Genomic DNA, 21,826 nt, shown 5'->3' on the forward strand with positions numbered 1-21,826 from the left:
GGGATGTTGATCTCCCTGGATTTCCTTGCCCTGCCCCTGCTTGCGGCCGCCTCACTGGTGTTCATCAGCGTGCTGGCCGGCGTGTTTTCCGCCAGGGTCGGGTTCTCGTTCCTGCTGGTTTTTCTGGTCGTGGGTACGCTCGCAGGCTCCGATGGGCCCGGCGGCCTGGTGTTCGAAGATTTTCGCCTCAGCTTCTGGGTGGGCAACGTGGCGCTCGCCGTGATTCTGCTGGACGGCGGCTTGCGCACCAACATCACCACTTTCCGCACCGGCCTTCGCCCATCTCTGCTGCTGGCAACTGTGGGCGTCGTTGTATGCACGGCCATCACAGGCGCAGCGGCCTACTGGTTGCTGGACCTGTCGTGGCCGCTCGCACTGTTGCTGGGCGCGATCGTCGGCTCCACCGACGCCGCAGCGGTGTTCTCGCTGCTCAAATCGTCTGGTGTGAAGCTGAACGAGCGGGTGGCGGCCACGCTGGAAATCGAGTCCGGCATGAACGATCCGATGGCGGTCTATCTGACACTGACGTTCATCGGCATTGCGCTGGCAACCGCCAGCCAGGGCATGGCTGGCCTGGATGCCGAGGCGATCTTCAAATCGCTGCTGCAACAGTTCGGGTGGGGCGCCTTGATGGGCGCTGCCAGCGGTTTCGGGTTGGCTGGCCTGCTCAAACGCATGGGGCGCGGCGCCGATGGCGGCGGCGGCGTGCGTGCGCTGCTGGTGGTGTCTGGTGGCCTGGCGGTGTTTGCATTCACCACCTGGCTGGGTGGCTCCGGGTTTCTGGCGGTCTACATGATGGGCGTGATCACCGGCAATCGGGCACGGCGTCAGGTACGCCCCTGCCTTTCGGCCATGGACGGTTACGCCTGGCTGGCGCAGGCGGGCATGTTTCTTTTGCTGGGGTTGCTGGTCACGCCAACGGACTTGCTGCGCACCATCTGGCCGGCATTGGGTGTTTCGGTGGTTCTGATGTTCATTGCGCGACCGGTGTCGGTCTGGCTGTGTCTGGCGCCGCTGCGCTTCAAGCGCAATGAAATCGCCTTCATTTCGTGGGTGGGCCTGCGTGGCGCGGTACCGATTGTGCTGGCGGTGTTCCCTGTGATGGCCGGCGTTCAGGGCGCGCAGACCTTCTTCAATGTGGCATTCGTGGTGGTGCTCACCTCCTTGTTGTTGCAGGGTTCCACCATTGCCATGGCGGCACGCAAGACGGGTGTGGACTTGCCCGATCCCGACGACACCGAACACGCCCGCCTGGTGTTCGGCGATTTTGTGCTCGACGCCAGCACACCGCTGGAAACCTTGTGCTCTTTTTATGGCCTGCCCGTTCCGGCCGAATCGCAACAGTCCGTCGGCCGCTGGCTGCGCCAGGAGCTCAACCGTCCCCCGGTGGAGGGCGACAGTGCGCAACTCGGCCATGCCGAGATCAGTGTGCGCAGCATGGATGGCGAGCGCATTCAGCAAGTCGGTATCAAGCTGGGCTGAATCCGGGTCAGCCAGGCGTCACGTCACGCGGGGGATTTCCTGTCGGGCGGCGGAAGGTGATCCCGGCATGGGTTATATTAATAACCGTTCGGTCATTAATTGAGCCATGCCAGCCATCCCGTCACCGCTTCCCCTTGACACCTCAAACGAAGGAGAGCCGCGTCAGCGCCGCAGCCGCCGCAAGGAAGCGCGACCGGGTGAACTGCTCGACGCGGCATTGGCGCTGTTCGTCGAAAAGGGCTTTGCCGCCACGCGCGTTGAAGAGGTGGCTGCGCGCGCGGGCGTATCCAAGGGCACACTGTTCATCTACTTTCCCAGCAAGGAAGAGCTGTTCAAGGCGGTGGTGCGGGAAAACATTTCAGGGCGTTTCACCGCCTGGGGCGAGGAACTCGAAACCTACACCGACAGCAGTGCGGAACTGGTGCGCTATTGCATGCATTCCTGGTGGGAGCAGATCGGCATGTCCGCCGCGTCGGGCATCACCAAGCTGGTCATGAGCGAGGCCGGCATGTTCCCCGAGATCGCGGCCTTCTACCAGCAGGAAGTGATCGAGCCCGGCCACGACCTGTTGCGCAAGGTGCTCCAGCGGGGCATTGCCAGCGGCGAGTTCCGGCCGATGCCCATCGAGTACGCGGTTTACAGCCTGATTGCACCCATGATTTTCCTGCTGATGTGGAAACACTCCATGGCAACCTGCTGCCCACCATCGCAACAGCTTGATCCCGTGAGCTTCATCGACAGCCAGGTCAGCCTGTTGCTTGGCGGCATGCTGGCCCCCACCAAATCGCGCTGAATCCCCCCACACCCGGTCGCCAGCATGTCCATTCCTCGCAAAAGCGCTTCCTGGTTCAAGTGGCTGCTTCTGGGCGCCTTGGTGCTGGCCCTCGCGTTCGGCCTCTACCGGGCGATTCAGAAGAAACAATCGCAGCAGGCCACCGCCATCGCGGCCGCGCAGGCGCTGCAGGTCGCACCTGTCTACGAACTCTCGGCCAACGATGTGACCGAGGTAGCGTCCCTCAAACTCACCCAGACGATCATGGTCTCCGGCTCACTGCAGGCCATTCAGACCGCCACGGTGAAGGCACGTGCCGCCGGCGAACTGCGGGATCTGACCAAGCGCGAAGGCGACCCTGTGATCGCAGGTGAGGTGCTCGCACGCATCGACAGCACCGAGGCGGAGGCGCGCGTGCGCCAGGCTGCCCGCCAGGCCGACGCCGCGCAGACGCAGGTGGACATCGCACGCCGCGCTCTGGACAACAACCAGGCACTGGTGCGCCAGGGGTTCATTTCGGCCACGGCGCTGGAGACATCCAATGCCAACCTCAGGAGCGCCGAAGCCACCCACCAGGCGGCCATGGCGGCACTCGACATCGCCCGCAAAGGGCTCTCAGACACGACGCTGCGATCGCCTCTGACCGGTCAGGTCTCAGCCCGCCTGGCTCAGAACGGTGAGCGGGTGGGCATCGATGCACGCATCCTCGATGTGGTGGACCTTTCTTCGTTCGAACTTGCAGCGGCGATCGCGCCAGCCGATGCCGTCGCGGTGCGCGTGGGCCAGCCGGCCACCGTCCAGGTGGAAGGCCTGAGCGAGCCATTGCAGGCCACGGTGCTGCGTATCAACCCCAGCGTACAGGCCGGCAGTCGAAGCGTGCTGGTCTACCTGCGCGTGCCTGCCCAGCCCGGCATGCGCCAGGGCCTGTTCGCGCAAGGCAGCATCAGCACCGGCCAGCTCCATGCGCTGGCTGTACCGCTGTCGGCTGTGCGCAATGACAGACCTCTGCCCTACGTGCAGGTGGTGCAAGAAGGGATCGTCAGGCATGTGACGTTGCAGCCGGGCGCGCTGGGTGCAATGAATGGTGAGCCCATGCGAGTGGTCGAGGGCCTGCCAGCCGGCACGGTGGTGCTGCGGGCCCAGGCCGGCTTGATCCGCGAGGGAACGGCGGTGCGTGCAGGTACGGCTGAAACAGGCGCAGCAACCGCGGCCCCTGATGGGTCCATTGCGCCCGCTGCACCGACCAACGTCAACTGAACCCAACCCATGTGGTTCACCCGCATCTCCCTGCTCAACCCGGTGTTCGCCACCATGGTGATGGTGGCCTTCGTGGTGCTGGGGGTGTTCTCGTTTCAGCGGCTGCAAGTGGACCAGTTCCCCAGCATCGACTTCCCGGTCGTGGTCGTCACCACGGCCTATCCAGGCGCATCGCCGGAGATTGTGGAGTCCGAAGTCACCAAGCGGGTTGAAGAAGCCGTCAACGCGATCGCGGGCGTGAACGCCATCACCTCGCGAAGCTACGAGGGCTCTTCGATTGTCATCGTTGAATTCCAGCTCACGGTGGACGGGCGCAAAGGCGCCGAGGATGTGCGCGAGAAGATCGCCATCCTGCGCCCGGTGTTCCGCGACGAAGTGGAAGAGCCGCGCGTGTTGCGCTTCGATCCGGCCAGCCGCGCCATCTGGTCGGTGGCCGTCATTCCCGAAGCAATCAACGGCCAGGCCCCGAGCGCAGTCGAGCTCACCACCTGGGCCGAACAGACCCTGAAGAAGCGTCTGGAGAACGTGCGAGGCGTGGGCTCCGTGAATCTGGTGGGTGGCACTCGCCGCGCCATCAACATCGACCTTGACCCCGTGGCCATGGAGGCCCTTGGCGTGTCGGCCGATCAGATCGCCAACGCGGTGCGCAACGAAAACCAGGACCTGCCCGTGGGCGCGCTCAAGACCGGCGAGCGCGAGCGCGTCGTGCAGGTGCTTTCGCGCTTGCACAACCCGGATGATTTCAACGGCATCATCGTCGCGCGTCGTGGCGGACAGGCGGTGAGGCTGGGCGAACTGGCCCGCATCACAGACGGCACCGAAGAAGTGGAAAGCCTGGCGCTCTACAACGGACAGCGCACACTGTTGCTGCAGGTTCAGAAAGCCCAGGACGAAAACACCATAGCCGTGACCGACGGACTCAAGGCGGCGGTGGAAACCCTCGCGGCAGAGTTGCCTCCGGGCATGCGGCTGGAGCAAATTGCCGACGGTTCACGGCCGATCCGGGTGTCGGTGGACAACGTTCGCCGCACCTTGATCGAAGGCGCCTTGCTGACGGTGCTGATCGTGTTTCTGTTTCTCAACTCGTGGCGTTCCACCGTCATCACCGGCCTCACCTTGCCGATCGCGCTCATCGGCACCTTCTTCTTCATGAACCTGTTCGGGTTCACCATCAACATGATCACGCTGATGGCACTCACGCTGTCGGTCGGGCTGCTGATCGACGACGCCATCGTGGTGCGCGAAAACATCGTGCGCCACGTGCAGATGGGCAAAACGCCTTACCAGGCCGCGCTGGACGGCACCCAGGAGATCGGTCTGGCGGTGCTGGCCACCACGCTGTCCATTGTGGCGGTGTTCCTGCCCATCGGCTTCATGGGCGGCATCATCGGCAAGTTCTTCCACGAGTTCGGTATCACGATGGTGGCCGCCGTGCTGATCTCCATGTTCGTGAGCTTCACGCTCGACCCCATGCTGTCGTCCATCTGGCACGACCCGGCGATTGAACAGCACGGCCAGCCGTTCCGGCCCAAGACCTGGTACGACCGCACCATCGGCCGCGTCACCCACTGGTTTGACGGTGTCCAGGACGACCTGACGGAAGCCTACCAGGGCGCACTGAAATGGTCGCTCAGGCACAAGCTGCTCACGCTGGGCCTGGCGCTGGCCACCTTTGTCGGCAGCCTGTTCATCGTGCCCGTGCTGGGCAGCGAATTTGTCCCCAAGGCCGACTTCTCCGAAACCTCGCTCAGCTTCCATACACCGGTGGGCTCATCCCTGCAGACCACCGAAGCCAAGACAAAACAGGTCGAGGCGATCCTGCGCGAGTTTCCGGAGGTGCAGTACACGCTCTCCACCATCAACACCGGTAACGCCCAGGGCGCCATGTACGCCAGCGTCTACGTGCGCCTGGTGGACCGCAAAGACCGCTTGCTGAGCGCGGACGCCATGTCGGCCCAGTTGCGTGAGCGCCTGCGCAGCGTGCCGGGCATCACCGTCACGCACGTGGGCCTGCTCGATGCGGTGGGGGGCAACAAGCAGGTGGAGTTTTCACTGCAAGGCGATGACCTTGTCGAGCTTGAACGGCTGACCACCCAGGTGATGGACCGAATCCGGCCGATCGTGGGCCTGGTGGACCTCGACGCGAGCGTCAAGCCCGACAAGCCGACGGTCGATGTGCGGGTGCGCCGCGACATCGCGTCCGACGCGGGCTTGAACGCGGCCATGGTGGCCAACAGCCTGCGCACCCTGGTGGCGGGGCAAACGGTGGGCAACTGGCGCGCGCAGGACGGACAAAGCTACAACGTCAACGTGCGGCTGCCACCGGAACAACGGGCACAAGCCAGTCAGCTGGAACAGTTGCCTTTCATGGTGGGGAACACGGGTGGCGAGGGGTCGGCCGTGGTTCGGCTTGGTCAGATCGCCGAGGTGGTCGAATCCACCGGTCCCAACCAGATCAACCGCCGCAACCTCAACCGCGAAGTGGCCATCACCGCCAATGTGTACGGCCGTTCGGCTGGCGAAGTCTCGACCGAAATCCGGCAGGTGCTCGACACAATCGCATTCCCTCCGGGCTACCGGCATGAATTCGGCGGCTCCACCAAGAACATGGAAGAATCGTTTGGCTACGCCTTGTCGGCGCTGGCGCTGGCGGTGATCTTCATCTACATGATTCTGGCCAGCCAGTTCCAGAGCTTTCTGCAGCCGCTCGCGCTGATGACCGCCCTGCCGCTGACGCTGATCGGCGTGGTGCTCACGCTCATGATGTTCGGCTCCACCATGAGCATGTTCTCGGTCATCGGCATCATCCTGCTGATGGGTCTGGTCACCAAGAACGCCATCCTGCTGGTCGACTTTGCCATTCGGGCCCGGGAAGGGCGCGCCGGCATGGAGGCGCTGGAACGCGAGCCGGCGCTGTTGATGGCCGCCCGTGTCCGCCTGCGCCCCATCCTCATGACCACACTGGCCATGGTGTTCGGCATGGTGCCCCTGGCGTTTGCGCTCACGGAAGGTTCGGAACAGCGCGCGCCCATGGGCCAGGCCGTCATCGGCGGTGTGATCACGTCGTCACTGCTGACGCTGGTGGTCGTTCCGGTGGTGTACTGCTACATGGACGATCTGGCCCAGTGGTTCCGGCGGCGGCTGGGTCTGGCGCCCCGCACATTGCCCTTCACGCCTGCACCGCCTGTCACGCCGGCGCAGTCGGACGCTCAGTAAAATGCCACATCGACGTACAATATACCCCAAGGAGTATAAGTAATGACAGCGCCCACCACCTCCAACCGGCTCGGCCTCGATCAGGCCCGGTTCAACATGATCGAACAGCAGATCCGCCCCTGGGAGGTTCTGGATGCCCAGGTGCTGGACCTGTTGACCCGCGTGCATCGGGAAGAATTTGCGCCGGCAGCGCACCGGGCGCTGGCTTTTGCCGACATGGAACTGCCGCTCACCCAGCCTGCGGCTGAAGGCAAGGTCATGCTGGCACCGCGCGTCGAGGCTCGCATGCTGCAGGACCTGCAGCTTCAGCCCGGCGACAAGGTGCTGGAAATCGGAACCGGCAGCGGTCACATGGCAGCCCTCATGGCCAGCCTTGCGCAGCGTGTGGTCACCCTGGAAATCGATGAAACCCTGGCCAGCGCCGCGCGGCGCAACCTTCAGAACGCCGGCATCAACAACGTGGACGTGCGGGTGGCCGATGCCACAGCCCAGCAGTTCGCAGCATGTGCCACCGAAGCGCCCTACAACGCCATCTTGCTCAGCGGATCGGTGACCGAAGTGCCTGCGACCTTGCTCAGCCTGCTCGCGCCCGGCGGACGCCTGATGGCCATTGTGGGCGACGAACCCATGATGCGCGCCACCATCGTCACCCGTACGGCCGAAGCCGCGTTCCAGACCGCCCAGCCCTGGGACACGGTAGCGCCCAGGCTCCTGCATTTCCCTGAACCCTCCCGCTTCCATTTCTAAGGCAGCCCCAGCCATGAACGCCATCCAGCCGTCCCACTTCGCGCAGTGGCTTGAGCATGCCAGGGCGCGCGCTCCTGAAGGCCCTTTGCCGGTCGTGCTGGACGTGCGCGAACCTTGGGAATTCCAGACCGCTTCCGTGACACCCAATGACTTCGAGTTGACAAAGATGCCGATGCGCTCTGTGCCCGCGCGCTACATGGAACTGGACCGTTCGCGGCCGATCGCCTGCCTCTGCCACCATGGGGCGCGAAGTGCACAGGTGGTGCGTTTCCTCATGGAACAGGGCTTTACTGAAGTGGTCAACATCCACGGTGGCATTCACGCCTGGTCACAGGAAAAAGATCCTTCGGTGCCGCAGTATTGAACTCTTCAGGCGCGACCGCGCCGCTCTGGGTCCGCCCGCCATGGGTTATTCAGTCTTTCTTTCATAAAGGTTCCTGTCATGACGCCCTACTCAGCCAGCCCACAGCCCACTCGCACCCGGTCTGCCCTGGGTCGCTCGGCCCTCGCTGCCCTGCTCTCGCTCGGCACAATGGGCGCGCAGGCACAGAATCTGGTGGAACTGTTCGAGGATGCCCGTGGCTTTGATGCCAGCTACCTTTCTGCACGTTCACAGTTTGATGCCAATCTCGCACGCGCAGAACAGGCACGAGCAGGGCTCCTGCCCCAGGCGGGTCTGTCCGCCGGTGCAAGCTGGGGCAACGTCGACACCGCAGGTATCGGGTCAAGCCGCAACGTCAACAACCAGAACGTGACGCTCTCGGCCAACCAACCCCTTTACCGCCCGGCCAACAGGCTGGCTTTCGAACAGGGACAATTGTTGATCGATGTGGCCCGGGCGCAACTGGTTGAGGCCGAACAGGACCTGGTCTTGCGAACCACCACCGCCTACTTCGATGTATTGGCTGCCGTTGACACGCTGGCCTTTGTGCAGGCACAGAAATCCGCCGTGGGCGAGCAGTTGGCTGCTGCCAAGCGCAACTTTGAAGTCGGCACCACCACCATCACCGATTCGCGCGAAGCGCAAGCCCGCTTCGACCTTGTGCTGGCGCAGGAAATTGCTGCCGAGAACGACCTCCGGGTCAAGCGGCTCGCGCTGGACCAGCTCGTGGGAAAGAATGGCGTGACACCCCGGCCCTTGGCAATACCGGTCGCGTTGCCGGCCATCAGCCCGGCCGATCCGGAAGCCTGGGTCGCGCAGGCCGAAGCGGCACACCCCACCCTTCTTCAAGCCACACGAAGCCTGGAAGTTGCCCAGCTTGAAACCCGCAAGGCCGAGGCAGGGCACAAGCCCACACTCGATCTGGTGGGCCAGTACCAGGTCGCGCGCGGACCTTCCACGGTGTTTCCGACCGCTGGCAATGTGCGCACCAACACCGCCAGTGTGGGCGTGCAGTTCAACTTGCCGCTGTTTGCCGGCTACGCGATCCAGAATCGGGTCAAGGAAACACTGGCGCTCGAAGAAAAGGCCCGCACCGACCTCGAAGCCGCCAGACGCGGTGTGACACAGGCCACCCGCAGCGCCTACTTTGGCGTGCTTTCCGGCCAAGGCCAGGTCAAGGCACTGGAAGCCGCAGAGGCCTCCAGCCAAAGCGCGCTGGAGGCCAACCAGCTCGGCTATCAGGTGGGCGTGCGAATCAACATCGACGTGCTCAACGCCCAAAGCCAGCTGTTCCAGACCAAGCGCGATCTGGCACAGGCCCGCTACAACGTTCTTTTGGGTCAGCTGCGACTCAAGCAGGCCAGCGGTCAACTCACCCCCGCAGACCTGCAAGCCATCAACGCCCTGCTCGCCCAGTAAAAGCGAGCTACACTGCCCGGCACGCATGCGCCAAGCGCGGTCTTGCCTGCGATCAGTGAAGGGTTTTCATGCAAGCAGTGAATGTGCTGTGCATCAAGTGGGGCAAAAAATACGGCCCGGAGTACGTCAACAAGCTGCACAACATGGTCGGGCGCAATCTCAGGCGTCCTTTCCGCTTTGTGTGCCTGACCGATGATGCAGCGGGGATCGATCCCCAGATCGAAGTCAAACCGATCCCGGCCATCGGCTTCGACGAATTTGATCAACGCAAGCCATGGACTTTCGCCCACGGCTGGCTCAAGCTCACCAGCTTCGCCAATCCCCTGTACGACCTTCAAGGCCGAACGCTTTTTCTCGACCTCGACATCGTCATCCTCGACAGTCTCGACCCCTTCTTTGATCAAAAAGGCGACTTCATCGTCATCAAGGAATGGGACAAGTCCGACGGCACCGGGAACACGTCGGCCTACCTCTACACGATCGGCGCGCACACCGACGCCCTTGAACACCTGAAAAACAACTACCCAGCGTCCATTGCCGACGTGCGCAATGAGCAGGAATTCATCACAGGCTATCTCTCGCGCCAGGGCAAGCTCAGCTACTGGCCCGAAGCGTGGTGCCGCAGCTTCAAGCGGCACTGCCTGCGGCGCGGCCTCATGGGCTGGTTCGCACCACCGCAGATCCCGTCAGGCGCCCGCATCATTGCCTTCCACGGCAAACCCAACCCCCCCGATGCGATAGCCGGTGTGAGCGGCAAGTGGTACCGCCGCGTCATGCCCACGCAGTGGGTTGCCGACCATTGGCGGTGAAAGACCCAACCCCCTGGCAGCGGGGGTACCGCGTGCTCAGCCGCCTGCTGATGCTGCCTGTGCTGGCATGGCTGTGGTGGCGGGGCCGCAAGGAGCCAGGTTACCGCCACCGCATGGGCGAGCGACTGGGCTTCCTGTGCACCCATCCGGCGACTTCGGGGTGCATCCTCATCCAGGCCGCATCCGTGGGCGAGGTGCAGGCCGCCCGCCCGCTGATTCAGGCGCTGCGGGCCCATTGGCCCGACCACGCCCTCATGGTCAGCACCCACACACCCACTGGCGCTGCCACACTGCGCGACCACTGGGGCGAGGCGATTGCGCATGTGTTTTCGCCGCTGGACACCCCGGGTGCCTGCGGCCGCTTCCTGGACCGCCTGCAACCCCGCATGCTGGTGCTGCTGGAGCGCGAACTCTGGCCCGAACTGCTGCTGCAATGCCGGCAGCGCGCCATCCCGGTCGTTCTGGTCAATGCCCGGCTCTCCGAGCACTCCCTGCGCCTCTACCAGCGCTGGCCGGGTCTGATGGCGCCCATCTGGTCGCAGTTGACGCTGGTGGCGGCCGCAGACCGCGCCAGCATGGCCCGCCTGCAGGAACTGGGCATACCCACCGAGCGACTGGTCGACACCGGCAACCTGAAGTTCGACACACCCACCCCACCCGCAGAGGCGCGGCCTGCACCGCCCTGGCTCAACGGTCGCACCGTGATCGTGGCCGGCAGCACCCACGAAGCCGAAGAAACAGCCCTGCTGGCGGCCTGGCCTGCCTGGCAAGCCCTCCATCCACGCGCTCTGCTGATCCTGGTGCCACGTCATCCTCAGCGCTTTGAAGCCGTGGCGACCAAGCTGGAAAAGCTGGGCTTGATCCATGCGCGGCACAGCCGGGGCGAAACCCCATCGGCCCAGACCCAGGTGTTGCTGGGTGACACCATGGGCGAGTTGTCGCACTGGTACCGGCTGTCCACCGTGTGCTTCATCGGCGGCACGCTGGCACCCATCGGCGGGCACAATCCGCTGGAAGCGCTGGCCATGGGCAAGCCCGTGCTCTTTGGACCCCACATCCGCAACGCCCAGACCCTGTTCGAGGCCATCGAAACTGCGGGCGCAGGCCAGCGGGTCGCCAGCGCTGATGAATTGCTTGCAACGGCAGAGGTCTGGATCGCGCAAACCGATGGGCTGAGCCAGAAAGCGTTGCGAGCCACCGAATTCATGCAATTGCACCAAGGCGCCACGCAAAGATGCATGCAGCGCCTGGTGCCGCTGCTGGGGCATCCACCTGCACCCCTGCAATGCACAGGAATGCAGCACGAAACCTTGTGGTTCGACCCCGATCGCCTGCCTTCCATTGGTCAAGAACAGTTCTCCCCTCCACAGCCACACAGGGCACACCGCTCGCTCGCCACCGGAAGCGGCCGTGGCCAAGCCCACTTGGTGAACATTGCGGGCAATGAAGCTGTGCTCAGACACTACCGCAGAGGCGGATTCATTGCACGGCTCAGTGAAGACCAGTATTGGAAAAAACCCGCCCACCACAGCAGGGCCATGCGGGAATTCAGCTTGTTGAGATTCATGCGCTCGTGGGATTTGCCAGTGCCAGTGCCGCTGGCCGCCCGCCACAGTCCCAGTGGCTGGTTCTACCGGGCCGACATCCTGGTCGCACTCATACCGGACAGCCAGAACGTTGCGCAACTCCTGTCGCAACGCCAGCTGGAACCGGGTGAATGGCATGCCCTGGGACGGACCATCCGGCTGTTGCATGACCGGCAGATTTTTCACGCCGACCTCAACTGCCACAACCTGCTGCTCGACGCCAGGGGTCTGGCCTGGGTGGTTGACTTTGATCGTTGTGAGATCCGGCCAGGCAACCCATGGAAGCAAGCCAACCTGGCCCGCCTGCAGCGCTCCCTGCGCAAGGAAAAGGGCAAGCGCCCGATATTCCATTGGAATGAAGCCGACTGGGCAAACCTGTTGCAGGGATACCACTCGCACGGCATGCCTTCCCCCGATCCTTGAAGGTCCTGACAGGGGGAGGCAGAGGGCGGATTGCCCTCCGCATCGACTTCAATACGACAGAATAACTCGAAACCGTGTGGCAAAATCACGGGTTTATGGTCGGCATAAGCCCGGTAGCGTCCGACTTGTGCATTAATTTGGGGCAGAAGCGGAGGGGATCCGACAGGATCTGGTCGCCACTGCCTCGCACACGCTCACTACAGAACGCCCGGCTCCTCCCAAGGAGCCGTGTTTTTTGAGGAACTACTACCGCAGATACTTGGAAAAAAGGCGCCATGCCGCCCGTTGTCATTTCGCACGGGTCGTGCGGGGCGTCGAGTGGATCCGCGTGCCTTCCATCCTGAAAGCTCAACCTTGCGCGCTCTTTGCTCTTCACTGCGATTGCTCACCACCCAGGCGACAGCTGGGGTGCGCCAGAGACTGGGCAGCCCGAGCGGGAAGACAAGGTCCTCCCCATGAAAATCGCAGTCGTCGGCACCGGCTATGTGGGCTTGTCCAATGCTGTCCTGCTCGCAAAGTACAACGAGGTGGTGGCCCTTGACATTGTTCCTGCCCGCGTTGAAGCGATCAACGCCGGACGCAGCCCCATCGTCGACGACGACATCGCGCACCACCTCAAAACCCAGCCCCTGAAGCTCAAGGCAACGCTGGACAAAGCCGAGGCTTTCGCGGGGGCGACCTATGTGGTGATTGCCACCCCCACCAACTACGACCCCCAGACCAACTACTTCAACACCGAGTCGGTCGAAGGCGTGGCGCGTGGGGTGCTGGCGATCAACCCCGATGCCACGCTGATCATCCGGTCCACCGTACCGGTGGGCTACACCACAGCCCTTCGCAAGACGCTGGGTACCCCGAACATCATCTTCGTCCCCGAATTCCTGCGCGAAGGCAAGGCCCTCCACGACAACCTGCACCCCTCGCGCATCATCGTGGGCGACAACAGTGAGCAGGCGCGGCAATTTGCCGGATTGTTGCAAAAAGCCGCCCTCACTGACAACGCACCGGTGCTGTTCACCGATTCGACCGAAGCCGAAGCCATCAAGCTGTTTTCGAACACCTACCTGGCCATGCGAGTGGCCTTTTTCAACGAACTCGACAGCTACGCCGTGGTGCACGGCCTGGACACCCGGCAGATCATCGAAGGTGTCAGCCTTGACCCTCGCATTGGCAACCACTACAACAACCCTTCGTTTGGCTACGGTGGTTACTGCCTGCCCAAGGACACCAAGCAATTGCTGGCCAACTACCAGGACGTTCCACAGAACCTCATTCAGGCCATCGTTCAGTCCAACACCACCCGCAAGGACTTCATCGCCGAATGCATCATCCGCAAACAGCCCCGCATCGTGGGTGTGCACCGGCTGATCATGAAGTCGGGCTCCGACAATTTCAGATCCTCCAGCATCCAGGGCATCATGAAACGCATCAAGGCCAAGGGCATCGAGGTGATCGTTTTCGAGCCCGCCCTTGACGAACCGGAGTTCTTCCAATCACGGGTCGTCAACGATCTGGACGAATTCAAGCGCACCTCCGACCTGATCATTGCGAATCGCATGACACCTGCCCTTCAGGACGTCAGGGACAAGGTGTATACACGCGATCTTTTTGAAAGCGACTGATCTCGGCAATCCTGATCGGTCGGCCATCCAAACCCAGCTTTTTTTCGCGAGATCCACGTCATGAAGTCACCCCTCCGTCAGACCGCCCTGTACGCTGCCGTGATGCTCTGTATCGCCCTCACGGGATGCGCCGGCTCGGGCGGCGGCCAAGCCCCAGGCGAAGCGCCCCCGGGCGCCCTGGCCAGCAACCCGTTTGCCGCCCCGGAGGCGACATCGTTTGATCAAGTCAAGGTGAAAACGCTGCGGGTGTTCGGCGACAGCTATTCAGCGCTCGACTACACCGACACACGCGGCACCATCAACTGGGCCACAGAGCTTCAGAAACGTGGAAGGGCCGAGAGGGTCGACAATTACGCCCTTGGAGGGGCACGTGCGGCCAAAGGCACCACCACCGCATTTGATCGCCAGGTCAATTCGGCCCTCAGGGGGAACAACCCAATTGGCGATGGCGATCTGTCCGTGGTCTATTTCGGCTACAACGACATCGGCATCAATGGCAGCACCGATGGCTTGCGGTCTGCCCGTGCAGGCTACTTCGATGGCATCAACACCCTCATCAATGCGGGTGCCACCAACGGAAACAACCGGATTTTTGTCACCCAGATCCATGACTGGAGCCGCAACCCACGCAACGACCCCAGAACCGCGAGCCAAGTGGTGGCCTGGAACAACTTCATAGCAGAGCAGGCCAACGCCAATCCGAATATCGTTGCCGTCGACCTCTTCACCGTGTTCAATCGAATCTACGAAGATCCAGCCCGTTTCGGCTTCGTCAATGTCACCACGAGAGACTACGCACGTTCGTTCATTGACACGCTCTACCTCGATCTGAACCATTTCGGCAGCCGTGGGCAGGATGTCATGTCCCGCACCTTCGAGCACTACCTCACACGCGGCTGGGAGTGGGCCAGCACGGTCAATGCAGGCGCTGAAGCAGCGTTGCGCCTGAATCAAGACATCGACAACCGTGTGCTGCTGCTGAACCACAGCGGACCAAACGCAGCGAAATCGGGCTTCGCCGTCCACGCCATGGGCAATCTTGAGCAAGAGGCCTACCGCCCAGCGCGCTACGAAATGTTCCCGGGGTCGACCAACCCCGCCCGGGTCGATCTGACAGGCAAGTTCAACCTCACAGACAGCAACACACGCGGCGTGGCCCTGAGCTTCCAGCCCGAACAACAGCTGGGCAACAACTCGAACCGGTTTGGCATGGCCATCAACACCAGCCACACACCTCGCTACTTCAGCGAACGAAACACGCCCTTCTCACAGAAGTCGGATTTCAACGCCACCACGATGTTCTGGCACCAGGCGGTGCGCGGCTTTGACTTCACCACCCAGGCCACCTTCCTGCGCACGAAGTTCGACAGCTACAAATACGACGACCTGCTCGACCTGCGCGTGGCCAATGCCGGTGCCGGCTCCACCTGGTCGTTTGAACAACGCCTGCGCCATTCGACCCGCCTCGGCAACATGACGCTTTCGCCATGGATGTCGCTCACCCACCTGACCCACAAGCTGGACGCGCAAACTGCGCAGTCGATCTACACCACCGACGTCAGGTACTCGTCCAGCAAATCCAGCGAATGGCTTTCCGGCTTTGGCCTCGACCTCCGCTCCGATCCGATTGATCTGGGAAAGCGTCGCAGCATGACCCTGGGTGCAGGCATCAACCACCTCGTCAGCCTGCACCGAGATGCCATGGGCGTGTCCATGCAGGAAACTGGCGGATTCGGCGCCTATGGCGCTGTACAGCGCGAAATGTTCACCCGACCCAAGATCAACCGCACACAGATCGGTTTCAATGCTGCCGTGTCACTCGCGCCGAACCTCAACGTGCAAGCCTTCTACGCCACCGATACGGGCGACCTGAAGCAGGGACAGCGCGTGAGCCTGCAGGCGAACATGAAATTCTGAGATCGTTCGCATCTCCGTTCTCGGCAATCGACCACCAATCACTCATTTTTCACAGTCCAACGGACGGCGATTTCTTCAGAACATGAAAATTCTCTATGTAGCGGGGCGGGAAGAGACCTACTCGCGGACCCGAATCGTGCTGCGCGCGTTGCGCGAAAAGGGTCATGAAGTCATCACCTGCCTCCCGCCCGACCGGTCGTTCAAGAACTATCCGCGGTTGCTCTGGAACACCCTGCTGAAGGCGCCGCAGTGTGACGTGGTGCTGGTCGGTTTCTATGGCCAGTTGCTGGTCCCGTTCATCCGGCTGCTGACCTGGAAGCCAATCGTCTTCGACATGTACATCGGTACCTACGAGACCATGGTGTTCGATCGCCAGAAGACACGGCCTGGAACGTTCATGGCGCGCATCTACGCATTCAGCGACTGGCTGTCGTACAAGATGGCGAACGTTTCCATCCTGGACACCCACCACGCCATCGAGCACTTTGGCAAGGTCATCGGCAGCGACACCCACAAGCTGGAGCGCCTGTTTCTCGCCGTGGACGACTCGGCCATCTATCCCCGCGAAGCCGACCGACCACACGATGGCTTCCTGGTTCATTTCCATGGAGAGTTTTCGCCATTTCATGGCGTGCGCATCATCCTGCAGGCTGCCAAGCTGCTGGAAGACCAGAACGTGCACTTCCAGATCATCGGCAAGGGCATCACCTACGATGAAGACATGCAACTCGGTCGCGACCTCGGCCTGAAAAACGTGACCTTCGTCGACACCGTGTCCTACGCCGACCTGGCCGTGTATATGGCCCGTGCCGATGTGTGCCTGGGCATTTTTGGCGACAATGCAAGGGCCCAGCTGGTCATGACCAACAAGGCCATCGAGGCCATTGGCATGGCCAAACCCCTGATCACCCGCAAAAATCAACCCATCCAGGAACTCTTCACACACCGTGAGAACGCGTTTCTGGTGGAGCCTGCGAATCCGCAGGCCCTGGCCAATGCCATTCTCGAACTGCAGGCCAATCCGATGCTGCGGGAAGAAATGGCAAAGAAAGCCTACGCTTCCTTCCAGGCCAATTGCACCATCGAACAACTGGGCAACAGCCTGGACCGCATCATCCGCAGCGTGCTCAAGCGCCCAACCTGAACCGACTCGCTGCCCCTATGGCGCGCTGGGCTCCACCTGAGCTCCAAACAGACACCCAAAAAAAGGAACCCGAATGGAACACACGAAAAACCTGATTCTCGGCGCTGGCCTCACCGGCCTGAGCACCGGCTACCACCTCAAAGACGGCGACTATCAGGTCTACGAGAAGCTGCACGAAGTCGGTGGCCTGTGCCGCTCTGAAGAGGTCAACGGCTTCCTGTTCGACTACGCCCCTCACATCCTGTACACGGTCAATCCGTACGCGCACGAACTGATCCACACCCTGCTCAAGGGCAATATCGAGATCAAGAAGCGCAAGGCCTTCATCTACCACGGCAAGTACGACCTGTACACACAGTTCCCTTACCAAGCCCACCTGCATGGCCTGCCTGCCAAGGACATCATCGAATGCCTCAGCGGCCTTGTGGATGTGTTGCGCGACCCCGATCGCCCCAAGCCCCAGAACTACCGCGAATGGATGTACTGGCGCTTCGGCAAGGGCATCGCCGAACAGCTGATGATTCCGTACGCAGAGCGCATCTGGACCATCGACCCCAAGCACATGAACTTCAGCTGGATCGACCGCCGCGTGCCAGAACCCGACTTCGAGTCCGTGCTGCGCGGTGCGCTTCAGCACGAAGACGACCGCAGCGGCTTCAACCAGGAGTTCTGGTACCCCATCGAAGGCGCGATCGAGTCGCTGCCCGTGGCACTGGCCAAAGGTGTGAACAACATCCACCTGAACCACACCGTCACGAAGATCGACCCGAAGAGCAAGCAGGTCACCTTCGACACCGGCAAGGTGGTGGGCTACCAGAACCTGGTCTACACGCTGTCGCTGACCCACCTTCCGCACTTCATGGACGACATCCCGCAGCGCGTGATGGATGCCATCAACGGCCTGCAGTTCAACCAGATCGAGTGCGTGAACATCGGCATCAACCGTCCCGACATCAGCCCTTACCACTGGCTGTACTTCCACGAGGCCGAAGAGTTCATCTTCCACCGCATCAGCTTCCCACGCAACGCGTCTGAGAAGACCTGCCCACCGGGCACCAGTTCGGTCTGCTGCGAGATCTCCTACTCCAAGCACCGGCCCCTGCGCGTTCAAGGTCGCGAGGCGCTCATCCAGGCCACCATCGATGGCCTGGTCAAGGCCAAGATCATGCGCCCGGACGACGAAGTGCTTGCCGCCGACGTGCTGACCGTCGACCCCGCCTATGTGATTTACGACCTGGACTACGAGAAGAACGTGAAGACCATTCACGACTACCTCGTGAGCCTGGACATCCACCCCTGCGGCCGCTTTGGTGACTGGCAGTACTACAACATGGACCACAGCATCCTGAGCGGCAAACGCATCGCCGATCTGATCAACGAATCGACCACCTGATTTGTATAGGCCGAATCCTCGCTTGTGGATCGAGCACAAATGCTCGAACTCGGCCCGATGCCAAGGGCGAGCGAGCACTTCGCCCAAACGGTCCCCGTCGAAGTCGCCATGAAAGAGAATCGACCAACACGGCATGTGCTCCGCTGGATTTCCTACGTCATTGTGGGGGTGGCCGCCCTGTATTTTTTACGGGAACTGCATCGCCGCACGGCTGACATTCCTCCCATTGCCTGGGGGCCCCAAGCCATCACCGCCCTGCTCTTCGGCATCCTCGCCGTTGCAGCTACCGCACTTCTGATCGGCGCCATCTGGCACCTGCTTTTGCGCGACCAGGCCCAGCCGTTGCCCCTGTCCAAAGCGATTCAGATCGTAGCGATTTCTCAGATTGGCAAGTACCTACCCGGCAATGTTGGGCACTTTGCAGGAAGAGCGGTACTGGCGCGCGAAGCCGGGGTACCCATCGGCATCACTGCCAGCACCTTGTTGATAGAAACCGCCTGGACATTGGCCATAGGGGCAGGTTTCTCGGCCATGGCCTTCATCTTTTACCTGGACAGTGGCACCAGCTCACAATTCACCTCGCTGGGTCTGCTGGAATTCGTTTTGGCCACACTTTTCCTGCTGGCTCTGCCCTGGGCAGGCATCCAGCTGGTTAACCGCCTTGCGCCAGGACTCAGCCGGCGCGTGGGCGGGGGCCAGTTGGTGTCGCCACCCAAAGCCGTCACTGCCTTGACTGTTTCGGCCCTGATGGTGTTCTGCTTTCTTCTGTTGGGCGCCAGCCTGAAACTGCAAGCCGAGTGGTTCTTTCAGCTCCAGGAAGTGCCGTGGCTGCCCCTGACCTGCCTGTTTACCGCGGCCTGGCTGGTGGGTTATGTCGTGCCAGGTGCACCAGGAGGATTGGGCGTTCGCGAAGCCATGATGGTGGTCTTGCTCAGCCCCCTGGTAGGACCAGGCGTGGCCGTGGGGTTGGGCCTCAGCATGCGGCTGGTCAGCGTGGGCGGCGACGGTCTGGCTTTTTTGATCGGCGTGCTTTCCCGTCGCTGGCCACGTCATCTGTCGGGCGATCATGATGCGAATCAATAAAGTCGCTTTGAAATCCAGCGGTTTACAATCTCGAGCTTCTTGAAGACTGCCGCCCTCGAACCAAGGCTTGCCAGATAAACGCCATACGTCAGCTTTGAAACAAGCACCCAGCCGCGTGCTTGCCAATGACAAATCTCTATTGCAGATTCAGGACAGACAACACAGAAAATGATTGCGCAACAGACTTTAGCATTCTGTATGGCAGGACAATATGAAATCATGGCGACTTCCCTTCTTGATTGCCGCTCTGATTGCGATGAAATCGGTTTTTCTCGCCTTTTTTGTCATACCGCCGGCTGACATTCCCGACGAGTCTGGACATTACGCGTATGTCAAGGACATTGCATCGGGAAATTTCTTTCCCTTGCTCGGCCGCTCAACCATTCCAAACGATCTCTGGATGGATGCGCCGCCAAACAAAGCAGAGTCTCCCGTACTTCCGCGAAACAATTACATCGTTCAACACCCACCCCTGTATTACGCAGCAGCAGCCATTCCCTACGCGTTGGCCAGGGCAGCAACAGATGATCGTTGGTACCACATTCGGTTTACCAGACTGGTATCAGCATTGTCACTGGGTCTGGCGGTATTGGTTCTTTTCCGAACATTTCAGGATCTGGGGCTACAAAAAAATCAAAGCATTCTGCTGGCTTCATCGATAGCATTTATCCCCACGCTGAGCAATTTGTCAGCGGGCATCACGAACGATATATTTCTTCTTCTGCTGTGTGCCTTGGCCACCCTGCATCTGGTGCGTTTCGTCTTGCACCAGCGAATCGCAGATGCATACTCCACTGCGTTGTGGTTAACGATGGCTGGCGCAACCAAAATGACCGCCTGGATCATGATTGCAGGCTACGTAGCCATCATGCTGTACGAGCTTGAGGTCCCTTGGCGTCGCTGGCTACTTCACGCAGTGGGCATTTCAATGGTTGCATTTGCAGCACCTGCTTGGTGGATGCTCAGGAATTTTGTCAATTTCGGAACACCCTTCTACATCGGTATCGACACGCCCCCGCTGGCCCTTCCAGACGCAACCGTTCTTCAATTTTTGAGTAGCGAACCATTTTTTTACTTCATTTGGGTTCACTTTTATGCTCTCTTTGGTTTTTCTGGCTATTGCCAGACGCCTGAACTGATTCACCTTTGTGTTGGCACCCAAATCACGCACGTCAACAACGAACCGTTTTTTGGATTTTTGATGATCACCGCAGCCGTCGCACTTGTGGTGGCCCTCTATATCTTGAAGAGCTTTCCAAAGAAGCAGATACTCAGGGACCCTGGCCAACGCGACCCATCTTTGCACGCGTTCATTGAAAATTCGTTGGCAAGAACTCCGGGGTTTTTTATGCCGCTTCTCGGCATATCGGCTGTTTTCGCAGGTGCATTGTTTTTCATCGCAGGCTTCCTGCATCTGTATCGGCAACCAGGCTTTTTTGCCGGATACATGGTCAGCTTTTTGACGCTGCTCCCTGTTCTTTTGGCCCCTCTTTCTCTGGTTGTTCTGGCCTCCACGTCAAATGCGCGCACACGGCTTGTGCAATACGGATTGCTGGTATTTTTACTGTTCGGCATATTGTTCATCAGGCAAGCGCACATAGCCTATGTGATTATTGGCGAAATGAGAGGTGTGCAGGGTCGATACTTCTTCTCCTACTTGCCGATCATGTTGGTGTCGGCTGCCATAGCACTGCAGTCAATAAAGTTTCGCAGCCAGCATTTTTTGTGGGTGCTCATCTTGCTGGTGCTGGCTGAAACATATACCTATGTGCAGCATGTCATTCCATTTTTTGAGGCAGTGCGTCTATGAAGGCTTTACCTTCTTTAAGACTCCATTTTTTTCTCGTGGCATTGATCATGATGGCGGCATTCACCATTTTCAGCAAGCCGTACATTGATCAATTTGACTATAAGCCCGCGAACACGCTTCCGGCAAACTGGCCCGGCATGCAGCCCTCACCTGAAATCGTAGCGGGAAGTGTTTTTCTTCAGATGATTACCCCGGTTGAAAGCGAGCTGCGTCCCAATGAGCTTCATTTCCCTGTGTGTGTCGATCTGCAATTCGTCAACTATGCCAACAGAAAGAATCGCGGCAGCATTTTGGTGACTCTGTTGACAGACAAGACATTGCAATCAGTATCTCTGCAAGCTCAGGACGTGGAAGACAACAAGTTGCGCTCTATTTGCTTCGACCAAGTGCCTTTCAACACGTTGCAAGAGCAAACCGTCTATCTGGAAATCAAGGGGATTGACAGTGCGCCCGGCTCTGCCGTCAGTGCGGTATTCAGCTCAAAACCCGGAAGTCCGACTGTGATGGTGAATGGAACAGCAACAACGCAAACGTTGGTTCTGCATCTGAATATCGCCAAAGACGCTGGATGGTTCAAGATTTTCTCTTATGTTTTTCTTCTGTTCTCGGCGGTTCTCATCGCTCTCTTTTCTCTGACCCTGCGCTTTTCTGAACATGCGGAACAGAAAAATGTCTAGGGAGGCGCCGAATATCGATGCATCCGCCCAGAAATTGAAATCTTCGGCTGCAGAAGAGGCTGCCAGCGAGATATCCAAATCAGAACG

At 60.6% G+C, this 21,826-nt stretch carries 16 protein-coding genes; all 16 read left to right on the forward strand.

All coding sequences use genetic code 11. The features are described from left to right. Window positions 1–3: 3 nt before the first annotated feature. The 16 genes from Q7V46_RS04930 (at window position 4) to Q7V46_RS05005 (ending at window position 21,739) form a co-directional block, all read left to right on the forward strand. Window positions 4–1,482, forward strand: a complete 1,479-nt coding sequence (locus tag Q7V46_RS04930) for a potassium/proton antiporter (RefSeq protein ID WP_304912401.1) — start codon at window positions 4–6, stop codon at window positions 1,480–1,482. Window positions 1,483–1,588: 106 nt separating this feature from the next. Further along, window positions 1,589–2,275, forward strand: coding sequence for a TetR/AcrR family transcriptional regulator (locus Q7V46_RS04935; protein WP_304912402.1), 687 nt, complete (start codon window positions 1,589–1,591; stop codon window positions 2,273–2,275). 24 nt (window positions 2,276–2,299) lie between these two features. Further along, window positions 2,300–3,511, forward strand: coding sequence for an efflux RND transporter periplasmic adaptor subunit (locus Q7V46_RS04940; protein WP_304912403.1), 1,212 nt, complete (start codon window positions 2,300–2,302; stop codon window positions 3,509–3,511). 9 nt (window positions 3,512–3,520) lie between these two features. Continuing rightward, window positions 3,521–6,727, forward strand: coding sequence for an efflux RND transporter permease subunit (locus Q7V46_RS04945; protein WP_304912404.1), 3,207 nt, complete (start codon window positions 3,521–3,523; stop codon window positions 6,725–6,727). A gap of 42 nt (window positions 6,728–6,769) precedes the next feature. Then, window positions 6,770–7,474, forward strand: a complete 705-nt coding sequence (locus Q7V46_RS04950) for a protein-L-isoaspartate O-methyltransferase (protein WP_304912405.1) — start codon at window positions 6,770–6,772, stop codon at window positions 7,472–7,474. Between the two features lie 13 nt (window positions 7,475–7,487). Then, on the forward strand, window positions 7,488–7,838 hold the full coding sequence (locus tag Q7V46_RS04955; protein ID WP_304912406.1) for a rhodanese-like domain-containing protein: 351 nt from the start codon (window positions 7,488–7,490) through the stop codon (window positions 7,836–7,838). Between the two features lie 78 nt (window positions 7,839–7,916). Beyond that, window positions 7,917–9,275 carry a TolC family outer membrane protein gene (locus tag Q7V46_RS04960; protein WP_370690283.1) on the forward strand — a complete coding sequence of 453 codons (1,359 nt, stop codon included), beginning with the start codon at window positions 7,917–7,919 and terminating at the stop codon, window positions 9,273–9,275. Window positions 9,276–9,343: 68 nt separating this feature from the next. Beyond that, window positions 9,344–10,084: a glycosyltransferase gene (locus Q7V46_RS04965; RefSeq protein ID WP_304912407.1), complete on the forward strand. Its 741-nt coding sequence runs from the start codon at window positions 9,344–9,346 to the stop codon at window positions 10,082–10,084. After that, window positions 10,081–12,093, forward strand: coding sequence for a 3-deoxy-D-manno-octulosonic acid kinase (locus Q7V46_RS04970; protein WP_304912408.1), 2,013 nt, complete (start codon window positions 10,081–10,083; stop codon window positions 12,091–12,093). The genes Q7V46_RS04965 and Q7V46_RS04970 overlap by 4 nt, the downstream gene beginning before the upstream one ends. A gap of 455 nt (window positions 12,094–12,548) precedes the next feature. After that, window positions 12,549–13,715 (forward strand): nucleotide sugar dehydrogenase, encoded by a 1,167-nt coding sequence (locus tag Q7V46_RS04975; protein ID WP_304912409.1) that lies wholly within the window; start codon window positions 12,549–12,551, stop codon window positions 13,713–13,715. A 60-nt stretch (window positions 13,716–13,775) separates the two neighbouring features. After that, complete coding sequence (locus Q7V46_RS04980; protein ID WP_304912410.1) at window positions 13,776–15,632, forward strand: GDSL-type esterase/lipase family protein; 1,857 nt, start codon at window positions 13,776–13,778, stop codon at window positions 15,630–15,632. 82 nt (window positions 15,633–15,714) lie between these two features. Continuing rightward, window positions 15,715–16,776, forward strand: a complete 1,062-nt coding sequence (locus Q7V46_RS04985) for a glycosyltransferase (RefSeq protein WP_304912411.1) — start codon at window positions 15,715–15,717, stop codon at window positions 16,774–16,776. 73 nt (window positions 16,777–16,849) lie between these two features. After that, window positions 16,850–18,169, forward strand: coding sequence for an NAD(P)/FAD-dependent oxidoreductase (locus Q7V46_RS04990; protein WP_304912412.1), 1,320 nt, complete (start codon window positions 16,850–16,852; stop codon window positions 18,167–18,169). A gap of 108 nt (window positions 18,170–18,277) precedes the next feature. Further along, complete coding sequence (locus Q7V46_RS04995; RefSeq protein WP_304912413.1) at window positions 18,278–19,252, forward strand: lysylphosphatidylglycerol synthase transmembrane domain-containing protein; 975 nt, start codon at window positions 18,278–18,280, stop codon at window positions 19,250–19,252. Between the two features lie 235 nt (window positions 19,253–19,487). Then, window positions 19,488–21,062 carry a glycosyltransferase family 39 protein gene (locus Q7V46_RS05000; RefSeq protein WP_304912414.1) on the forward strand — a complete coding sequence of 525 codons (1,575 nt, stop codon included), beginning with the start codon at window positions 19,488–19,490 and terminating at the stop codon, window positions 21,060–21,062. A gap of 35 nt (window positions 21,063–21,097) precedes the next feature. Continuing rightward, a complete protein-coding gene (locus Q7V46_RS05005) occupies window positions 21,098–21,739 on the forward strand; it encodes a hypothetical protein (protein WP_304912415.1) in 642 nt (213 codons plus the stop codon). Window positions 21,740–21,826: the final 87 nt, after the last annotated feature.

The sequence above is a fragment of the Hydrogenophaga sp. genome, assembly GCF_030651625.1.
GTDB lineage: Bacteria > Pseudomonadota > Gammaproteobacteria > Burkholderiales > Burkholderiaceae_C > Hydrogenophaga.

Bases quoted from the DNA above. Each gene is read 5' to 3' on its own strand.
- Q7V46_RS04930 (WP_304912401.1), top strand. From the start codon at position 4: ATGTTGATCTCCCTGGATTTCCTTGCCCTGCCCCTGCTTGCGGCCGCC.
- Q7V46_RS04935 (WP_304912402.1), top strand. From the start codon at position 1,589: ATGCCAGCCATCCCGTCACCGCTTCCCCTTGACACCTCAAACGAAGGA.
- Q7V46_RS04940 (WP_304912403.1), top strand. From the start codon at position 2,300: ATGTCCATTCCTCGCAAAAGCGCTTCCTGGTTCAAGTGGCTGCTTCTG.
- Q7V46_RS04945 (WP_304912404.1), top strand. From the start codon at position 3,521: ATGTGGTTCACCCGCATCTCCCTGCTCAACCCGGTGTTCGCCACCATG.
- Q7V46_RS04950 (WP_304912405.1), top strand. From the start codon at position 6,770: ATGACAGCGCCCACCACCTCCAACCGGCTCGGCCTCGATCAGGCCCGG.
- Q7V46_RS04955 (WP_304912406.1), top strand. From the start codon at position 7,488: ATGAACGCCATCCAGCCGTCCCACTTCGCGCAGTGGCTTGAGCATGCC.
- Q7V46_RS04960 (WP_370690283.1), top strand. From the start codon at position 7,917: ATGACGCCCTACTCAGCCAGCCCACAGCCCACTCGCACCCGGTCTGCC.
- Q7V46_RS04965 (WP_304912407.1), top strand. From the start codon at position 9,344: ATGCAAGCAGTGAATGTGCTGTGCATCAAGTGGGGCAAAAAATACGGC.
- Q7V46_RS04975 (WP_304912409.1), top strand. From the start codon at position 12,549: ATGAAAATCGCAGTCGTCGGCACCGGCTATGTGGGCTTGTCCAATGCT.
- Q7V46_RS04980 (WP_304912410.1), top strand. From the start codon at position 13,776: ATGAAGTCACCCCTCCGTCAGACCGCCCTGTACGCTGCCGTGATGCTC.
- Q7V46_RS04985 (WP_304912411.1), top strand. From the start codon at position 15,715: ATGAAAATTCTCTATGTAGCGGGGCGGGAAGAGACCTACTCGCGGACC.
- Q7V46_RS04990 (WP_304912412.1), top strand. From the start codon at position 16,850: ATGGAACACACGAAAAACCTGATTCTCGGCGCTGGCCTCACCGGCCTG.
- Q7V46_RS04995 (WP_304912413.1), top strand. From the start codon at position 18,278: ATGAAAGAGAATCGACCAACACGGCATGTGCTCCGCTGGATTTCCTAC.